Annotated in this window: 17 protein-coding genes; 14 read left to right on the top strand and 3 right to left on the bottom strand. The window is 46.1% G+C overall.

The genetic code is table 11. The features are described from left to right. Window positions 1–9: 9 nt before the first annotated feature. Window positions 10–483, bottom strand: a complete 474-nt coding sequence (locus TSUB_RS07235) for a DUF2947 domain-containing protein (protein WP_087025497.1) — start codon at window positions 481–483, stop codon at window positions 10–12. Between the two features lie 543 nt (window positions 484–1,026). Here TSUB_RS07235 and potA point away from each other — a divergent pair. The 10 genes from potA to TSUB_RS07185 all read left to right on the top strand — a co-directional run bounded on the left by potA (window position 1,027) and on the right by TSUB_RS07185 (window position 11,346). Further along, window positions 1,027–2,148 (top strand): spermidine/putrescine ABC transporter ATP-binding protein PotA, encoded by a 1,122-nt coding sequence (potA, locus tag TSUB_RS07230; RefSeq protein WP_087025503.1) that lies wholly within the window; start codon window positions 1,027–1,029, stop codon window positions 2,146–2,148. Continuing rightward, window positions 2,145–3,002 carry a spermidine/putrescine ABC transporter permease PotB gene (potB, locus tag TSUB_RS07225; protein WP_087025505.1) on the top strand — a complete coding sequence of 286 codons (858 nt, stop codon included), beginning with the start codon at window positions 2,145–2,147 and terminating at the stop codon, window positions 3,000–3,002. Before potA ends, potB begins: the two co-directional genes overlap by 4 nt. Continuing rightward, window positions 3,002–3,793, top strand: coding sequence for a spermidine/putrescine ABC transporter permease PotC (gene potC, locus TSUB_RS07220; protein ID WP_087025508.1), 792 nt, complete (start codon window positions 3,002–3,004; stop codon window positions 3,791–3,793). The genes potB and potC overlap by 1 nt, the downstream gene beginning before the upstream one ends. A 34-nt stretch (window positions 3,794–3,827) precedes the next feature. Further along, on the top strand, window positions 3,828–4,838 hold the full coding sequence (locus TSUB_RS07215) for an extracellular solute-binding protein (protein WP_246616448.1): 1,011 nt from the start codon (window positions 3,828–3,830) through the stop codon (window positions 4,836–4,838). 887 nt (window positions 4,839–5,725) lie between these two features. Beyond that, the gene (locus tag TSUB_RS07210; protein ID WP_087025514.1) at window positions 5,726–6,754 is read left to right on the top strand and encodes an amino acid ABC transporter substrate-binding protein; all 1,029 of its coding nucleotides are present in this window, start codon (window positions 5,726–5,728) and stop codon (window positions 6,752–6,754) included. A gap of 73 nt (window positions 6,755–6,827) precedes the next feature. Further along, on the top strand, window positions 6,828–8,042 hold the full coding sequence (locus tag TSUB_RS07205; protein WP_087025518.1) for an amino acid ABC transporter permease: 1,215 nt from the start codon (window positions 6,828–6,830) through the stop codon (window positions 8,040–8,042). A 1-nt stretch (window position 8,043) separates the two neighbouring features. Then, on the top strand, window positions 8,044–9,141 hold the full coding sequence (locus TSUB_RS07200) for an amino acid ABC transporter permease (RefSeq protein ID WP_087025520.1): 1,098 nt from the start codon (window positions 8,044–8,046) through the stop codon (window positions 9,139–9,141). A 24-nt stretch (window positions 9,142–9,165) separates the two neighbouring features. Next, a complete protein-coding gene (locus tag TSUB_RS07195; RefSeq protein WP_159065027.1) occupies window positions 9,166–9,933 on the top strand; it encodes an amino acid ABC transporter ATP-binding protein in 768 nt (255 codons plus the stop codon). Window positions 9,934–10,252: 319 nt separating this feature from the next. Beyond that, entirely contained in the window at window positions 10,253–10,918 is a 666-nt protein-coding gene (locus TSUB_RS07190; RefSeq protein ID WP_087025523.1) for a Bax inhibitor-1 family protein, read from the top strand. A gap of 98 nt (window positions 10,919–11,016) precedes the next feature. Further along, window positions 11,017–11,346 (top strand): TusE/DsrC/DsvC family sulfur relay protein, encoded by a 330-nt coding sequence (locus tag TSUB_RS07185; RefSeq protein WP_087025526.1) that lies wholly within the window; start codon window positions 11,017–11,019, stop codon window positions 11,344–11,346. A gap of 39 nt (window positions 11,347–11,385) precedes the next feature. On the opposite strand, the gene yccX is transcribed toward TSUB_RS07185, so the two are convergent. Further along, window positions 11,386–11,658 (bottom strand): acylphosphatase, encoded by a 273-nt coding sequence (gene yccX, locus TSUB_RS07180; RefSeq protein WP_087025528.1) that lies wholly within the window; start codon window positions 11,656–11,658, stop codon window positions 11,386–11,388. 109 nt (window positions 11,659–11,767) lie between these two features. On the opposite strand from yccX, the gene TSUB_RS07175 reads away from it, so the two are divergent. The 4 genes from TSUB_RS07175 to TSUB_RS07160 all read left to right on the top strand — a co-directional run bounded on the left by TSUB_RS07175 (window position 11,768) and on the right by TSUB_RS07160 (window position 17,411). Further along, window positions 11,768–13,162, top strand: coding sequence for a methyl-accepting chemotaxis protein (locus tag TSUB_RS07175; protein WP_087025531.1), 1,395 nt, complete (start codon window positions 11,768–11,770; stop codon window positions 13,160–13,162). A gap of 137 nt (window positions 13,163–13,299) precedes the next feature. Continuing rightward, the gene (locus TSUB_RS07170) at window positions 13,300–14,058 is read left to right on the top strand and encodes a phosphatase (protein ID WP_087025533.1); all 759 of its coding nucleotides are present in this window, start codon (window positions 13,300–13,302) and stop codon (window positions 14,056–14,058) included. A 232-nt stretch (window positions 14,059–14,290) separates the two neighbouring features. After that, entirely contained in the window at window positions 14,291–15,412 is a 1,122-nt protein-coding gene (locus TSUB_RS07165) for an ABC transporter substrate-binding protein (RefSeq protein ID WP_087025536.1), read from the top strand. Between the two features lie 7 nt (window positions 15,413–15,419). Beyond that, complete coding sequence (locus tag TSUB_RS07160) at window positions 15,420–17,411, top strand: PAS domain-containing sensor histidine kinase (RefSeq protein WP_087025540.1); 1,992 nt, start codon at window positions 15,420–15,422, stop codon at window positions 17,409–17,411. On the opposite strand, the gene TSUB_RS07155 is transcribed toward TSUB_RS07160, so the two are convergent. After that, window positions 17,408–17,635 carry an SH3 domain-containing protein gene (locus tag TSUB_RS07155; protein ID WP_087025543.1) on the bottom strand — a complete coding sequence of 76 codons (228 nt, stop codon included), beginning with the start codon at window positions 17,633–17,635 and terminating at the stop codon, window positions 17,408–17,410. The genes TSUB_RS07160 and TSUB_RS07155 overlap by 4 nt on opposite strands. Window positions 17,636–18,029: the final 394 nt, after the last annotated feature.

Below are 18,029 nucleotides of genomic sequence, written 5' to 3'. Positions count from 1 at the left end.
CTAAATGCCTTATTCTCGTAGCCCTAACTGCACATAACCTTCAGAGTCAAACCACAAAGCTTCTTTTTTACGACGTCCAATTAGAATCGGCCCATCATCGAAAAACAGGAAATTTTTCCAAGCTTGTTTGAACACGCCCCAGGTAGTCTCTATCACATTGTATTTCTCATAACAGAAATAAACGGGGGTATTATCTTCCCAAGTGATAAACGCAAGTACCTCTTCCGGTAGTTCAGGCTCGTCACTCTCCCATGCCTCTTGCCAAAGCACCGACTCTTTCCAACTCTCTTCTTTTCCTGCCCAGTCATCACTGGCCAAACGATCTGCATCTGGACTCATCGCACTGATATGTTCACGCCAAAGCTGAGAAGAACGCGCTTGAGTAAAAGGCTTAATACTGGCAAGTATGCCCTCAGGAAGCGGCATCGACGCATGGGTGAAGATCCATTTTCGAGGGTATTCATCTAAAGAAAGGTGGTTCATAGGACTCTCTATAATACAGTTCTGACCATATTGTAACTGAGTCATACAACAATCACAGTGTTTAATACGTCTCAAAGTTTTTGGCGCGCACTTTCTGCGCAACCATATTCAAACGATGTCGAGAAGCCGCATTCAAAGCCAGTTAGCGCATCGAGTAAAAAGAAAATGTGGACGAAAGGGAAAAGCTAATCCTTCACACCTTTGCCTTGAACTCGCCGCGCTAGTCTGCTTCTAAACCCTGCACTTTACATGATGATTAATAATAAAATCAGAACGATACCTAACCCTAAAGCAATGAATTTCAATTTCCCGCAACATGACGGCAATTGTCGCTTTTCAAAGTGAAAACAAAACACTACAATGCGCGCCCTCACACAAAAATCTGGGTCTGATTCGACTACACTTTGTGCGTAATACCCTAAAGCTTTTAGCGCATTTCATCGATGGCTTTGGAGTGCAACAAGTCACAGCAACACCAAAGAAACACGCTAGGTTGTCACGGCGCTACAGTAAATTATTTGTTTTTATCAGGAGTCAGGGCCCTTGAACGCAAATCGCCCCCTAACCCCGCCGCTTGTTTCTCTCACAGGATTAACAAAGGCATTTGACGGTAAAACCATCATCCATCAATTCGATCTCGACGTGGGCCACGGTGAATTTGTCACTATTTTGGGTCCGTCGGGATGTGGTAAAACCACTATTCTAAGATTGTTAGCTGGATTCGAAACCGCAGACTCGGGGCAAATTTTACTCGATGGCCAAGATGTGACTCACATGCCATCAGAAAAACGTCCGGTGAACACAGTATTTCAAAGCTATGCCCTTTTTCCTCACATGAGCGTCTTCGACAATGTCGCGTTCGGTTTAAAGATGCAGAATGTGCCCGCGGCAGAGATTCCCAACCGAGTCTTAGACGCATTGAGCATGGTGCAACTCGCTGACTTCGCCAATCGCAAACCGCACCAGCTCTCTGGTGGACAACAGCAACGCGTTGCGATAGCCCGTGCTGTCGTAAATAAACCGAAAGTACTGCTCCTCGATGAATCGCTTTCGGCACTGGATTACAAATTGCGTAAGCAGATGCAGCTTGAACTCAAGCAATTGCAAAGACAACTGGGTATCACCTTTATCTTTGTCACCCACGATCAAGAAGAAGCGCTATCGATGTCTGATCGCATCATCGTAATGCGTGAAGGAAACATCGAGCAAGACGGCTCACCCAAAGCCATCTACGAAGAGCCTAAAAACCTCTTTGTGGCACGTTTTATCGGTGAGATAAACGTTTTCAAGGGCAAAGTCTTAGCGCGTTTAGACGAAAAACGTATTCGTGCCGAGGTCGAAGGGACAGAAACCATACTGCATACCACGCTTGATGTTGCAGAAAGCGATGCCATTAGCGTGCTATTGCGCCCCGAAGATATTCGTTTAGAAGAGATATCTGATGATGCCAAAGTAAACGGAATCACGGGTGCCGTTAAAGATCGTACCTATAAAGGTATGACCCTCGACTCCATTGTTGAACTAGATAGTGGTCAACAGGTGATGGTAAGCGAGTTTTTCAACGAAGATGATCCGGACGTTGATCACTCGTTAGAGCAGCGTGTCGCAGTCACTTGGGTAGAGAGCTGGGAAGTGGTACTTAAAGAGCAGGATATGCGACCATGAGCGAACGTCTCTCACTGAAATCCATCATTCTCACCCTCACAGTGGGGTGGTTATTGGTCTTTGTTTTTATTCCAAATGCCATGATTGTCGTCACCAGTTTTTTAACACGTGATGAAACTAACCTGATAGCGATGACCTTCACGCTAGACAACTACACACGCTTGTTCGACCCCCTATACGCAAAAGTGGTCTGGCACTCTTTTTATATGGCGATCGTGGCCACCCTACTCTGCCTGCTAATAGGCTATCCCTTTGCGTATGCCGTTGCAAAGCTCCCAGAACGGACGCGCCCCTTTATGCTGTTCCTGGTCATCGTCCCCTTTTGGACCAACTCATTAATAAGAACCTATGGTTTGAAACTGTTGTTGGGAACGAAAGGGCTATTAAACAGCACCCTGCTATCCATTGGCCTCATCGATAAGCCATTGCGAATTATGTACACTGAAAACGCCGTCATGATAGGTCTCGTATACATCCTGCTGCCGTTTATGATCTTACCGCTCTACTCCGCCATCGAGAAACTCGACCGGGCGTATATCGAAGCTGCGAGAGATCTTGGCGCCAACGCGCTACAAACGTTTTTCAAGGTCATTCTACCGCTTACTATGCCCGGTATTATTGCAGGTTGCCTGCTAGTACTGCTTCCAGCCTTGGGGATGTTTTATGTCTCTGATCTACTCGGGGGTGCAAAGAACCTCCTTATCGGGAATGTCATTAAGAGCCAAGTACTGAATGCCCGTGATTGGCCTTTCGGCGCTGCAACAAGTATTGCGTTAACGATGGCGATGGCCATCCTACTCTATATCTATTATCGAGCAGGTAAGCTCATGAACCAGAAAGGAGAATGGCAATAATGATGCGCTATCTTCGTCATGGCTACATGGGACTGGTCTACGCTTTCTTGTATATCCCAATCATTGTGTTGATCGTCAACTCTTTTAACGCTAGCAAATTTGGTTTTCGCTGGGACGGCTTTACCTTCAAGTGGTATGAGCAACTGTTTGCTAATGCCGGGCTCATTCAAGCAGCAAAGCACTCGCTCACTATCGCTGTGTTTTCAGCCACGATTGCCGCCGTCATGGGCACGCTGATGGCGATCGCTCTCTTTAGGTATAAGTTCCAGGGAAAAGGCTTCGTTCAAGGTATGCTTTTTATTGTCATGATGTCTCCTGACATCGTCATGGCACTGTCACTGTTGGCCCTTTTTCTCTTTATGGGCGTACAGCTCGGCTTTCTCTCACTACTTGTCGCCCATATCACCTTTTGCTTACCGTTTGTAGTTGTCACTGTCTACAGTCGATTAAATGGTTTTGATGTAAGAATGTTGGAAGCGGCCAAAGATCTCGGCGCGAATGAATGGGTCATATTAAAATCGATCATCCTGCCCCTCGCTAAACCAGCCATTGCCAGCGGTTGGTTGCTCAGCTTTACGCTTTCACTGGATGACGTCATTATCAGTTCATTCGTCACCGGGCCGGGATATAAAATATTACCGTTGAAAATCTACTCTATGGTACGCGTTGGCATCTCACCTGAAGTGAATGCGCTTGCAACCTTAATGTTAATAGTCTCTCTTGTGTTGGTGGCTCTGTCACAATGGATCGCAAGAGAAAAACCTGTCCGGCAATTTGCCGAGCAACCCTAAGGAAAGAGATAAGATGTCACCATTTAAACTATCCATGATTGGCGCCATGTCTTTGGCTTCTGTATCTTTTGTGCAAGCTGAAGAGCTGTACTTCTACAATTGGTCTGAATACATTCCAGCTGAAGTCCTTCAAGAGTTTCAGAAAGAGACAGGTATTAAAGTCATTTACTCGACATACGAGTCAAATGAAACCATGTATGCACGTTTAAAAACACATGGCAGCGGTTACGACCTTGTTGTTCCTTCCACTTATTACGTGTCAAAGATGCGCAATGAAGAGATGCTTCAGAAAATAGATAAGAGCCAATTATCTCACTTTGCGGAACTCGACCCGAACTACCTCAATAAGCCGTTTGATCCCGGTAACGATTACTCTATTCCCTACATTTGGGGTGCAACGGGCATAGGTGTAAACCGCGACTTCGAAGACGGCAACCCCGTCAACGCTTGGGCAGGGCTATGGAATGAAGGCTTCGAAGGTCAGCTAATGATGATGGATGACGCACGTGAGTTTTTCCATATCGGTCTACGTAAACTGGGTTACTCAACCAACACAACCAATGAGACGGAAATTCGTGCCGCCTACGAAGAGCTGAAAAAGCTCATGCCGAATGTCCTTGTATTCAACTCAGACTTCCCCGCCAACCCCTACATGGCGGGTGAAGTGAGTCTGGGTATGCTTTGGAATGGTTCAGCCTATATGGCCCGTCAAGATGGTGCAAACGTTGATATCATCTGGCCAGAGGATGGCGCCATTTTTTGGATGGATAGCCTCGCAATTCCTGCACAAGCGAAAAATGTGGAAGCGGCCCATAAAATGATCGACTTTTTACTTCGTCCTGAAAACGCGGCAAAGATTGCTTTAGAGATTGGCTACCCAACGCCAGTGAAAGGTGCAGTGAGTTTATTGCCTGACGAGTTCAAGAACGATCAAGCGATATTTCCGCCTCAAGACGTATTGGACAAAGGAGAATGGCAAGATGATGTCGGCGCAACGAGTGTCCTCTACGAAGAGCTCTTCCAACGTTTAAAAGCGAACATGTAATCTCGGAAAAGGAGCGCGTTAAGCGCTCCTTATTACTCTACCTTTCATCATCCTCGATAAACGCCATTTTACTGATAAATCAGTTATCTACTACCAACATGCGACACAAAACTGTCTATATATTCGGCAGATGAGTTTTCGTCAAATACCCTTTAGGAACGGAAAATTGCTGAAAACAGCTAAAAAGCACTAATTAATCTTGTGCTTTATGTCACGTTTTAGTTATTTCAGTGAATTCAGCTCTGTAAAAAGCCTCATTTTTCATCGTCAATTGAGACAATTAAATAAGGTAAATCAATCGATTACCCTGCACCAATCCAGCGCATCCCTGCACCACGATTAAACAATAACATTTATGCAACATTTAGATTGCTAGCATTATTCACCAGCTAAAGTAACATTCACAGCATCCTAGCCTGTCGAATAATTTAGGCGACGCTTATCCCATCTAGGGATAAGTCACTATAAAACCCTCCGCTTACGCCGGCGGTAATAAATTCACACCCTACCAACCAAAACAGCAAGTCGAGTCAAATACAACCAATAAAGCAGTGGAAAAGATGACAATTTCCTTAAATTGTCGACTTATTCACTGGTTGAATGCAGCGAACTTTGTTGACTAATCGTGCAACTTTTCATCATTTCTAGTCAATTTCACGCTCACAGAGAATGAAACATGAGAGCTGGTACGTAACTTGCTCAACCGTGAGTGCGCTTTAGAATCGAAGCCAGATAGCAAAAGCTAACGTGACGTTTTGAATTCTCTTTCTATACTCAAAAGGTTACTTGCTTACTGGTCGCATAATTTCTTTCGCGATTAATAAGTTATCTAGCAATCACAACATCAGACCCTTATGGGGAATAAGCTAAAGATAAGGAATCATCAAATGGCGAATAAAGTAAAAGCTGTACTTACTACGCTTGCTGCATCTGTGGCGCTGTACTCTGCTTCTAGTGTCGCAGCTGAAGGCACACTCGATAAAGTGATGAAGCAAGGTTATGTCCAATGCGGTGTAAGTACTGGTCTTCCAGGCTTCTCTAACCCAAACGCGAAAGGTGAATGGGAAGGTTTGGATGTCGAATTCTGCCAAGCTATTGCCGCCGCGACCCTCGGTGACAAATCAAAAGTTAAGTACATCCCTTTGACAGCAAAAGAGCGCTTCACTGCATTGCAATCAGGCGAAATCGACGTTCTTTCACGTAACACAACTTGGACGCTACAACGTGACACCGCACTTGGCTTAAACTTCGCGGGCGTTAACTACTACGACGGCCAAGGCTTCATGGTGAAAAAAGAGCTCGGTGTAACTAGCGCAAAAGAACTTGACGGTGCTGCAGTCTGTGTCCAATCAGGTACGACAACCGAACTTAACCTCGCAGATTACTTCCGTACTATGGGTATGAAGTATGAGCCTGTTGTGTTTGATACCGCCGCTCAAACATCAAAAGGTTTTGACGCCGGCCGTTGTGACGTACTAACAACAGACCAATCAGGCCTTTATGCACTGCGTTTAACCCTTTCTGATCCAAATTCTGCCGCAGTTCTTCCAGAAGTCATCTCTAAAGAACCGCTAGGCCCTGTTGTTCGTCAAGGCGACGACCAGTGGTTCAACATTGTTAAGTGGACGCTGAACGCAATGATTGCTGCGGAAGAGTTCGGCGTTACCTCAGCCAATGTTGACAGCATGAAGAGCTCAAATAACCCAGATATTAAGCGTCTCATCGGACTCGATGGCCCTAAAGGGTCTGGCTTAGGTATCCGAGATGATTGGGGTTACCAAGTGATCAAGCAAGTGGGTAACTACAGTGAAAGCTTCGAGCGTACTGTTGGTTTGGACTCACCACTGCAAATCAGCCGTGGCCTCAATGCGCTATGGAACAACGGCGGTATCCTATTCGCGCCACCAATCCGCTAAACATTATTGAGAAATAGGGGTAGTGCTTGCACTGCCCCACTTTTCATAACAATAAAGGAACTGAGGTTGTTGTATGGCTCCTAAATCACCACACACCCCCACGACACCGGATGTTGAGGCCGCGCCGAAGAAGCACCAAAACCTTTTTTATAATCCCTTATTTCGGGCGGTTGCTTTTCAGATCATTGTCATCGCTGGTTTACTCTTCTTTTTCTATACCATTGTTAATAACGCGCTCAGCAACTTGGATGCGCGTGGGATTGCAACCGGTTTTGACTTTCTAAAACAAGAAGCCGGATTTGGTATTTCACTCACACTTATCGACTATGACGAAACATACAGCTATGGCCGTACTTTCTTCATCGGTTTACTGAACACTGCACTGGTCTCTGTCATCGGGATTATTTTAGCGACCGTGCTGGGTTTTCTTATCGGTATTGCGCGCCTGTCTTCCAACTGGTTGGTCAGCCGTTTTGCTGCCGTCTATATCGAGACATTTCGCAATATCCCACTCCTATTGCAGATATTCTTCTGGTACTTTGCTGTCTTGCAAGCGCTACCCTCGCCACGCCAGAGCCTAAGTCTCGGTGAAGCCATCTTTCTAAATGTGCGAGGCCTCTATCTCCCAGGACCTATCTTTGAGAAAGGCGCTTGGCTCATTGGCGCAGGGCTGATTGTTGGCATCATTGTGACGCTAGGCTATCGCCACTGGGCACATAACAAACAAAAAATAACCGGTCAGCAATCACCAATCGGATTGGTGAGTATCCTTGCACTTATTGGTTTTCCGCTACTCGGGTACTTACTTGGCGGTATGCCAGTAAGCGTTGAATATCCTGCTTTAAAAGGGTTCAACTTTCGCGGTGGTATTACCATCTTACCTGAGTTAGCAGCCTTAGCTCTCGCGCTAACGATTTATACTGCATCATTTATTGCCGAAATCGTTCGTTCAGGCATCAATGCTGTCAGCCATGGACAGACAGAAGCCGCGATGGCGTTGGGGTTACCACGCAGCAAGACGCTCAACCTTGTGGTTATCCCACAAGCATTGCGCATTATCATTCCACCACTTACTAGCCAATACCTCAATTTAACCAAGAATTCCTCCTTGGCGATGGCGATTGGGTACCCTGACCTCGTCTCCGTGTTTTCCGGCACGACACTCAATCAGACAGGACAGGCCATCGAAATCATTGCCATGACAATGGCGGTCTATCTAACGCTGAGCTTATTGACCTCCCTCATCATGAACATCTATAACCGCAAAGTAGCACTGGTGGAGCGATAATATGCGTGTACATAAATTTCAGCCAGATTTGCCGCCACCCGCCAACACCACAGGTGTGATCGGTTGGTTAAAAAAGAACCTCTTTTCCGGTCCAGTCAACTCTATCGTTACCTTGATACTCGCATACTTTGCCATCACGGGGCTCTGGGCTGTCTTTGATTGGACAATTCTTAAAGCTGATTGGATTGGCGAGACCCGAGACGCTTGCAGCCGTGAAGGGGCTTGTTGGGTCTTTATTAATGTTCGCTTTGAGCAGTTCATGTTTGGGTTTTACCCGTCAGAAGAACTCTGGCGGCCAAAACTCTTTTACGCTACATTGGCTATTTTTATCACCTTGCTAGCCGTTGAAAAAACGCCCGGTAGAAAATGGATTTGGCTGTTCTTCGTCAATATCTATCCATTTATTGCCACAGCGTTGCTGTATGGCGGCATTCTAGGTCTACCCGTTGTAGAAACCCACCTTTGGGGTGGCTTGCTCGTTACGCTGGTTATCGCCATCGTCGGCATCGTCGTCTCTCTACCTATAGGTATCGTGCTCGCCCTAGGCCGTCGCTCTGAAATGCCCATTATTCGCAGCTTATGTACTGTTTATATTGAGTTTTGGCGTGGCGTCCCGCTAATTACCGTACTGTTTATGGCTTCCGTCATGCTGCCGCTTTTCCTTCATGCCGAGGCAGAAACAGATAAGCTCCTTCGCGCATTGATCGGTGTTGTCATGTTCAGTGCAGCCTACATGGCAGAGGTCATTCGCGGTGGCCTTCAAGCGATTCCCAAGGGCCAATACGAAGCCGCTGATGCACTCGGCCTCACTTATTGGAAAAAAATGTATCTGATCATCTTGCCACAAGCCTTGAAGATCACCATTCCTTCGATTGTTAACACCTTCATTGGCCTATTTAAAGATACCAGCTTGGTGTTAATCATTGGGATGTTCGATGTACTGGGTGTCGGTCAAGCAGCAAACACCGACCCGGAATGGCTCGGATTCGCCACTGAAAGCTATATCTTTGTCGCCTTAGTGTTTTGGGTGTTCTGTTTCACTATGTCGCGATACAGCATCTATCTAGAAAACAAACTTCACACCGGACACAAGCGTTAGTCGGACCCAACAAAGGAAAGTAATATGTCAGAAGTTAGCCAAACAATTCAGGAAAATGAAGGGCCGATGATTGAGTTGATCGATATGAACAAGTGGTACGGTCAATTTCATGTTCTCAAAAACATCAACTTGTCCGTGCGTCGCGGTGAAAAAATCGTCATTTGTGGCCCTTCTGGGTCTGGTAAGTCAACCATGATCCGTTGTATCAACCGTCTTGAAGAGCATCAGAAAGGTCGCATCATCGTTTCAGGGACAGAACTGACTGATGATCTTAAGAATATCGAGTTAGTGCGTCGCGAGGTTGGCATGTGTTTTCAGCACTTCAACCTTTTCCCCCACCTCACCGTATTACAAAACTGTACTCTTGCGCCAATCTGGGTCAAAAAAATGCCTGAGAAAGAGGCCACGGAAATCGCGATGAAGTACCTTGAGCGCGTTAAAATCCCCGATCAAGCGCATAAGTACCCCGGGCAATTATCTGGCGGACAACAACAACGCGTTGCCATTGCGCGCTCACTTTGCATGAACCCACAGGTGATGCTGTTTGATGAACCCACTTCGGCACTCGACCCGGAAATGGTCCGAGAAGTGCTTGATGTTATGGTTGAACTTGCAGGGGAAGGGATGACGATGCTTTGCGTCACCCATGAGATGGGCTTTGCTCGTGAGGTAGCAGATAGAGTGATCTTTATGGATGCAGGTGAAATCATCGAAGAAAACAACCCAACTGAATTCTTCGATAACCCGCAATCCGACCGTACTCAGCTTTTCTTGAGTCAAATTTTGCACTAGTAACCGTATCACGCTGATCAGGGGCAGGTGACTCTGCCCCTTTCACACACCGCTGCCTACCCAGTGATCGACATGCCGTTGCAAAAAGTAGTATTAAGTGAGTCGCATCACCACACCCAAGCGGTTAACATATGGTTACACATTGTTAATGTACTACAGTTCAATCAACGGTCTGTGTATAATCAGGTGCTTAAGGGCTTAATTAACGCTGAATAAAACGGAAAATTTATCAATTCACAGTTGAAGTTCGGAACAATTTAACCCATATATACTCATAACGATAACGTGTATCGAGATTCAACATCCTAAGGGAGAGAACATGAACGATCCAATGGTTAGCCGCAACCCCTCGTATTCCAGTGCATTGGAAACGAACAAGGTACTGCGCAATACATATTTCTTGCTATCGCTGACACTCGTCTGGTCCGCGATTGTGGCAACGACCTCTATGGTAATGGGACTTCCACATCCCGGCCTCATCATTACACTTGTCGGTTTCTATGGTCTTATGTTCTTGACTGAGAAAAACCGCAACAACAGCATGGGTCTGGTATTTACCTTCGCCTTTACTGGCTTTATCGGTTATACCCTTGGTCCAATTCTAAACGCGTATATTGGTGCAGGAATGGGCTTTGCCATCGTTCCAGCCTTGGGCGGAACTGCGCTAACCTTTATGGTTTGTTCATTCTACGCGTTAACCACTAAGCGTGATCTTTCGTTCCTAAGCGGTATGTTAATGGCAGGTTTCGTCGTGATCCTTGTTGGCTTCGTCGCTAACCTGTTCCTACAGATGCCTATTATTCACTTAGCGCTATCTGGGATTTTCGTGCTCTTTTCTAGCGGCGCGATTCTACTCACGACGCAGAGCATCATTCGTGGTGGCGAGACAAACTACATCTCTGCAACGATCACGCTGTATGTTTCTATCTACAACCTATTCCTAAGCCTACTTCATATCCTAGGCGTAATGGGTGGTGACGACTAATAGATAGTCAAACAGACAAAAAAAGCCGCTCGATAGCGGCTTTTTTTTCGTTTTGCTTTTATGATTAGCACAACTAACGATTGATATAGAAAGACAACATGCTCGAGTTTAATGGTAAACAGATCGAAACCGATAAGCAGGGGTACCTGCTAGACATTAATGACTGGCAAGAAGAGATGGTGCCTTTGCTGGCGCTAGAAGAAGGCATTGAGCTCACTGAGGCGCATTGGGAAGTTGTGCACTTTGTCAGAGAGTTCTACGTCGAATTCAACACTTCACCGGCTATTCGCATGTTAGTGAAAGCAATGGCGAAGAAATATGGCGAAGAAAAAGGCAGTTCCAAGTACCTCTTCAAGCTCTTCCCAAAAGGTCCCGCCAAACAAGCGACAAAGCTTGCTGGTTTACCTAAACCCGCGAAGTGTTTGTAACGCCCCGCTCACTCTATGGACACATAGGGTGAGCCTATTTTAATGCATGGCAAAACCCTCGTAATGTTGCCAAGGTAGTTCTTCTTTTATACAACTATCCACTCTCGCCATCTTCGGCCCTTCCTGCAACCACAATGCTAATCGTTCAATGGATGCTTGACTGCCACAAGCGACAACCTCGACATCACCACTCGGTAAATTTCGAGCATATCCAGTCAGTGTTAACCTAAGTCCTTCATGTGCCGTATGAAATCGAAAACCGACCCCTTGCACTCGTCCCTTTATCAAAAATTTTGCACAATATTGTGACATTGATCACCTCTATAATCGGGTTTTGATACGAATAACCTGTAGAATTGACACAAAATCGTCGTATTAGTAACTCGACAGCAACATTAAAGCCGCATCAGGAAGTCCCATTATGAAAGAAGTCGCTTTTCGATGGATAGACAAATATCTCATTCATCTGAAACTTCAGGAAAAATTTTCTCTTCTCTTTATTTTGCCTATTCTCGCTATTCTCGCTACCACTTTGGTTGTGATCAGTGCTGCAAACAGTCAACGCAGTGAGCTAGCAAATCACGAAGTGGAAACCATTGCGCACCTTTTTAAAGCGCAAAATATCAGCGAGAGCGACGCGAGACGTTTCTTGGCGAGCAGTCCTGTTATGGTGGGTCCGGGTGATTATCAACATGCCGTAGACGGTTACTCACTATCACTTAAGCAACCACCGCATGTGTTGAGCTACTTAGACAATACACATTTAATCATCTTGGCGATTGTACTGGGTGTCATCTTTCTATCGATCTACTACATCATGACCTTTATCGGCGGTGCCATGTATGCAACGCACACCGCACTGCAAAAGCTCGCCCAAGGTGATCTCACCAACCGCTTGAACTACTTCAAAGTGCGTGATGAGTTCAGCACCATTGCGATCACTATCGATCAAGTTGCTGAACGCGAACACCAGTTGGTGATGGCAACTCAAAAAACCACAGCGCTTATTCAGCAGTTGAGTAGCCAACTGCGTCAGCAAAGCGGTCATAGCGAAGCGCTATCTGAACATCAGCGTCAACACCTCGATAGCTTAGCCAGCGCATCCGAAGAGATGGCCTCTTCTATTCGTGAAGTGGCCCAACATGCCCTGACGACCTCGACAGATACGCAGGCAGCTAACACCATGACCGTTAACGGCCAAGCCAAAGTACAAGATACACAGCAATCTATTCAGCAACTGAGCCTTGATGTCAACAATGCCTCTGACGCTGTTAATAATCTTGATAACAGTACGTCTCGCATTGATGAAGTTGTTTCAACAATCAACAGTATCTCAGAACAGACCAACTTACTGGCGTTAAACGCTGCCATTGAGGCTGCGCGCGCAGGTGAGCAAGGGCGAGGGTTTGCCGTCGTCGCTGACGAAGTTCGCACCCTCGCGGGAAGAACCCAAGATGCGACAGTCGAAATCCAGCAGATGATTGAAACTCTCCAAAATGACAGCAAATCACTCTTACAGGTGATGGAGACAACCGTCGAACGAGCACAAAGCAGCGAAAACTTGATATTGGCGGTGGGGAAAGAAATTTCCGATATCGCAGAAAAAAACCAGTATGTTGCTGACCGAAGCACCGAGATTGCCACAGCGGCCGAGCAACAAGGCAGTGTTGCCGATAGCATTGCAAGCAGTGTCGAGCAGGTACGAGAACAAGCCTCTCAAGTCTCGGCTATCATTGCTCAATCTTCTGAAGAGATCGCTCAACTCAACCAACAAGCGCAAGAGCTTGAAGGCTTAATGTCTGCACTTAAAGTGTGATTTCGCTGAGCGTTGCCCACTCTGACTATTTCTCAGAAGTGTGATTTCATTAAAAGTTAACCCCTCTGACTGTTTCTCAGAGGGGAAACGCGATAGTCTAGCTCCTCCCTCCCCCTGATGTTTACATTACTAGACTCATGAAAATACGCGTTGATACTCACAGCCACACCATCGCCAGCACTCACGCATACAGTACTGTTCACGACTATATTGCCATCGCTAAACAAAAAGGCATTGAGCTATTTTGCATTACCGATCATGCCCCCCCTATGCCTGATGCCCCCCACTGGTGGCATTTTGGCAACCTGAAAGTGATCCCACATGTTCATCAAGACATTGCCATCTTGCGAGGCATTGAAGCCAATATCCAAGCCCCTGAAATCGGCTTAGGTTTACCCGATGAACTGAAATGGCGACTTGATTTGGCCATCGCAAGTTTTCACGAACCTGTTTTTCCTCCTGCCTCTTTGGAGCAAAACACGGAAGCCATGATTGCCGCAATTGAGTCTGGTGATTGTCAGATCATTGGTCATCCGGGCAACCCCAACTATCCCATAGACCAAGAAGCCGTTGTGTTGGCCGCGAAAGCGAACAATGTTGCCCTCGAGATAAACAACAGCTCATTTGTCCATTCTCGTACGGGTAGCAAGCCACACTGCGAAAGCTTGCTGCAGCTCATTAAACGGCATAAAGCGCTCATCTCTATTGGCTCAGATGCGCATATCGCTTTTGACCTTGGTGAAGTCAGCGAAAGTCTGCGTGCGATTCAAAAAGCCAATATTGACGAAGCACAGATTGTCACAGCATCGCCGGCCAAGTTCATCGCTTTCCTCACGTCACACGATCGAAAACTCAGCCCAGAATTACTTCAATGGGCGAGCCATCGGCAAGAATGACGTTGGCCAACGTCGTTCACTTTCCCACCGCAATATAAGCTTCATTCACTGCACTGAAACCTAAAAAAGCGGACAGATAATCTCATAATCTGTCTCGCTTTTTCACCTTTGTGTTGCTGTCTTAGTTCGTAAAAAAATTCTTAATTGGTATTCAATGTAACGATCATGAAAAGAACGTCTACTATTAGAATTATCTGAGAACTAGTTACAATGCGAATAGAGAAGCCGTTCTATGTATTTCAAAACACTTCTGTTGCTGTGCGCTATCTTCCTCACGGGCAACGCGATTGCTGATTCCCACAAGTCTGATCTTCACTTCGTTCTGATCACTCAACGTGCTGAAAATGACGCATTCTGGGGACCAACTGAGGAGTTCGCGCGGGCAGTAAATAATAATCTCAACATCACCATCACCATCATGTATGCCCGTAGTAGCAAAGCGAAGATGCTAGAAAATCTGCATAAAGCAAAAAGAATGGGCGCTGATGGCGTTATCTTCCCCAACCTTAAGCGCAGTGCGCTTGATATGCTTGAGCTGGCAGAAGAGCTCGAAATACCGGTTATCCTCTTTAACGCAGACATCAGCGATGAAAACCAAGCATTAGCGGGTAATCCTCAACAAAAATTCAAATACTGGGTCGCCCGGGTGATGCCGGATGACGAAGGCGCGGGCTATTTACTCGCCAAAAGCTTGATTGCGCAGGCAAGACATAAAGGGCTTGCTGACGCCGATGGCCACGTAAAAATTGTTGCGATAAACGGCACCATTACTGATAGCCCTGCTATTCTGCGGGCCGAAGGGCTTTATCGCGCCGTAAAAGAAGACGGGAACGCATCTGTGGTGCAACACGTCCATGCCTTTTGGGAGCAAGATACGGCGCGTTTTAAGGCCGCACGACTCCAAACTCGTTTTCCTGATAGCCGAGCCTACTGGGCTGCAAGTGATTTGATGGCTATCGGGATTAATGAAGCGCTGAACGATCTAGGTTGGCGACAAGGCGCAGATTATGTCACAGGCGGCATTGATTGGTCACAAGAAGGCCTATCTGGTGTGAGTGACAAATCCTTGCATACCTCGATTGGCGGACAATTTACTGAGGCTGCGTGGTGCGCAATTATCTTGCACGACTACCTTCATGATGCGCAGCTTAAAAGTCAAAGTGGCGACTACAACTACCGTTCTCGTATGGAGAACATCGAGCCCGCTCAAGCCGAGCTTCTGCTCCCGCGCATCACCAACAAAGACTGGCAGGGCTTAGACTTTAGATCTCGTTCCGCTAAGTTTAATAGTGATATCAGCCACTATGAACTCGACCCAGCCAGTATCTTTGCTGAACTTCAACCCTTAGAGTAAGGCGTCTATGACACCACTATTGCCGTCCAAATTTAAGGATAGTTTATCACTCCGCCTACTTGGCTACATTCTGCTATGTAGCAGTATCTTGGCTGTGTTGATCACTGCTGTTCAGTTGTTATGGGATTACCGACAAGACGTAGGCGAAATCAAATCGAACATACGCCAAATAGAGGTCAGTTTTGTCGAATCCGTCGCTGTGAGTCTTTGGAACCTCAACGAGAAGCAGCTAGAAGCGCAAATCGATGGAATCATGAACTTACCCAATCTTCAATACGCCGTTGTGAAAGAGAAGATTGGGGACAGTATCTCCGTGATTGTCGAGCAGGGAAATTACAGCAGCACTTATGAGATTCAGCGTCAGTTTGAGTTAACCAACAACGATGAAGTCATCGGTTATCTTGAAGTTTCCGCTTCACTCGAAAAAGTGTACAAACGACTTATCGAAAAATCAGCATTAATCTTAATTACGCAAATCATTAAAACAACGTTGGTATCGTCATTCATTCTCGCCATTATTTACTACATGGTAATCCGACACCTAAACAGGATATCGGCCTATACCAAGCAGTTTGATTTAAATGGAGCCATGCCTCCGCTCACGCTGGAAGGCCGCAAAGAAAACAACGGCACCGAAGACGAACTCGATAACTTATGTACCACCCTCAATCAAATGCAACGACGAATAAGTGCAGAGTTCGCTGCCAGATTAGAGATGAACGAAAAGCTCGAAAATGAACGCGACTTTTCTTCGACCATCATTCATGCCTCTAGTACGATAATCTGTTGCCTTAACCCAGACTATCGTGTCCAAACCATCAACAAGGCAGGCACAGATCTGATCGGAATGAGTGAAACTGATGCTGTTGGCGTGAGCTGGATGAATCTATTTGTAAAGGCAGATCAACACTACGAGTTTGAGCAGGTATTACAAGAAAATCCTTTTCACGAAGAGTATGAATTAGAAATGTTCAACATTGAAGGCAGGACCAAGACGCTCATCTGGCACTTTGTCCCCTTTAGTGAAGGCAGCTCTTTGCGCTACGTTATCGCGTTTGGCTACGATGTCACAGCGCTAAAAGGGATCGAAACTGAGCTTCTCAAACTCAATGAAGACCTCGAAGAGAAAGTCCAGGATAGAACGGCCAGTTTAAATCAAAGCAATGCTGAGCTAAGAAGTGCGTATGCAGAGCTCAAGGAGACGCAAAAGTCATTGCTTGAAGCGGAGAAAATGGCGTCTTTAGGTAGTTTGGTCGCCGGCATTTCTCACGAGATCAACACACCAATTGGCATCAGTGTCACCTCTTCCTCTTTTATGAAAGAAGAAGCCATCAAGCTACAGAAAAGTGTCTCTACCGGAAAAATTTCTAAGAGTGCCTTAGACACCATGGTAGAAAACATAAGTAGCTCGGCAGATCTAGTGTTAAACAGTTTGGAAAAAGCCGCGAAGCTGATCGAAAGCTTCAAGCAAGTTGCCGTCAACCAGACCAACGAACAGCGTGTCTCTTTCAATCTCTCTGACAATATTGAACAGGTGTTAAACTCACTCCAATATCGACTTGTACAGGACAGTGTCGAAGTTAGCCTTAACTGTGACTCAACACTCGTGATCGATAACTACCCCGGACGATTACAACAGGTCTTTACTAACCTTGTCATGAATAGTCTGATCCATGGCTTCAGTAATTGGCATGGCCCTCATCAAATTACCATTACTGTCAACATCGATACTGAGAGTGACATGTTAGCGATTGAATACCACGATAACGGTCGTGGTATTGAGAAAGAAATCAGTGACCGCATCTTCGATCCTTTTGTCACCAGCAAGCTTGGTCAAGGCGGCAGTGGATTGGGGACGCATATTATCTACAATCTTATCGTGCAACTGATGCAAGGTTCTATTGAATGCGACTCTGAACCGGGACACGGCGCGACATTCAAGATGCTCATTCCACTCGATGCCGCCGATGATGGCTTTGTCGATAGACAACAAGCCTAGACAGGGCTTCTTAGGCGAGAGTGAGAGTTCTCGTCTTGTTCAAAAATTTGTATCGGTACCCAACCTGATTTTCCGGATTCTGAACGACAAAAAAACCAGTTATCCCAATCTTCTTCTCCTTCATATCGTTCACCAACATGCAGTTTTTCTCCAGCAGAGAAACAGATCGGATCTGGGTATTCACTGCGATGATTCGCGATTGCGATATAGATACTCACTGGCATAACTTAAGCTCCTTGTCAGTTCGAAAGCAATGATAAAAATACGCTACCCCATAATGCGTTTGCCACGAAGGTTGGATTCAGATGTACGTGATAAGAGATAACACGCTAACCCTTTCCCGCATCATAAGATTGCAAGAGTATATACTCAAGTCACCTCAAGATGCAGGATTCAGAAGCTGACTAGCGCGTCGAGTTCAAGGCAAAGGTGTGAAGGAATGGCTCTCCCCTTTCAAACACATTTAACGCAGAAATCGGTGCGCTAGTCGCTTCCCGAAGGGCGAGTTTTCTAGGCTCGCCACCTTTGTTACTGCTTTTTGATGTAGTCCACTAGATCTTCAAAGCAGTGCCTCGATGGCAAACCTAGAAACTCTCGCTGAACAACCATCTTGAGGTG

This window comes from Thaumasiovibrio subtropicus, assembly GCF_019703835.1.
In the GTDB taxonomy this organism is placed as follows: domain Bacteria; phylum Pseudomonadota; class Gammaproteobacteria; order Enterobacterales; family Vibrionaceae; genus Thaumasiovibrio; species Thaumasiovibrio subtropicus.
The sequence above is the reverse complement of the archived record's forward strand: the minus strand, read 5'-3'. Positions and strand labels throughout refer to the sequence as shown.

Coding starts and splice junctions, on each gene's coding strand:
- TSUB_RS07235 (WP_087025497.1), bottom strand. CDS start 483: ATGAACCACCTTTCTTTAGATGAATACCCTCGAAAATGGATCTTCACC.
- potB (WP_087025505.1), top strand. CDS start 2,145: ATGAGCGAACGTCTCTCACTGAAATCCATCATTCTCACCCTCACAGTG.
- potC (WP_087025508.1), top strand. CDS start 3,002: ATGATGCGCTATCTTCGTCATGGCTACATGGGACTGGTCTACGCTTTC.
- TSUB_RS07215 (WP_246616448.1), top strand. CDS start 3,828: ATGATTGGCGCCATGTCTTTGGCTTCTGTATCTTTTGTGCAAGCTGAA.
- TSUB_RS07210 (WP_087025514.1), top strand. CDS start 5,726: ATGGCGAATAAAGTAAAAGCTGTACTTACTACGCTTGCTGCATCTGTG.
- TSUB_RS07205 (WP_087025518.1), top strand. CDS start 6,828: ATGGCTCCTAAATCACCACACACCCCCACGACACCGGATGTTGAGGCC.
- TSUB_RS07200 (WP_087025520.1), top strand. CDS start 8,044: ATGCGTGTACATAAATTTCAGCCAGATTTGCCGCCACCCGCCAACACC.
- TSUB_RS07195 (WP_159065027.1), top strand. CDS start 9,166: ATGTCAGAAGTTAGCCAAACAATTCAGGAAAATGAAGGGCCGATGATT.
- TSUB_RS07190 (WP_087025523.1), top strand. CDS start 10,253: ATGAACGATCCAATGGTTAGCCGCAACCCCTCGTATTCCAGTGCATTG.
- TSUB_RS07185 (WP_087025526.1), top strand. CDS start 11,017: ATGCTCGAGTTTAATGGTAAACAGATCGAAACCGATAAGCAGGGGTAC.
- yccX (WP_087025528.1), bottom strand. CDS start 11,658: ATGTCACAATATTGTGCAAAATTTTTGATAAAGGGACGAGTGCAAGGG.
- TSUB_RS07175 (WP_087025531.1), top strand. CDS start 11,768: ATGAAAGAAGTCGCTTTTCGATGGATAGACAAATATCTCATTCATCTG.
- TSUB_RS07170 (WP_087025533.1), top strand. CDS start 13,300: ATGAAAATACGCGTTGATACTCACAGCCACACCATCGCCAGCACTCAC.
- TSUB_RS07165 (WP_087025536.1), top strand. CDS start 14,291: ATGTATTTCAAAACACTTCTGTTGCTGTGCGCTATCTTCCTCACGGGC.
- TSUB_RS07160 (WP_087025540.1), top strand. CDS start 15,420: ATGACACCACTATTGCCGTCCAAATTTAAGGATAGTTTATCACTCCGC.
- TSUB_RS07155 (WP_087025543.1), bottom strand. CDS start 17,635: ATGCCAGTGAGTATCTATATCGCAATCGCGAATCATCGCAGTGAATAC.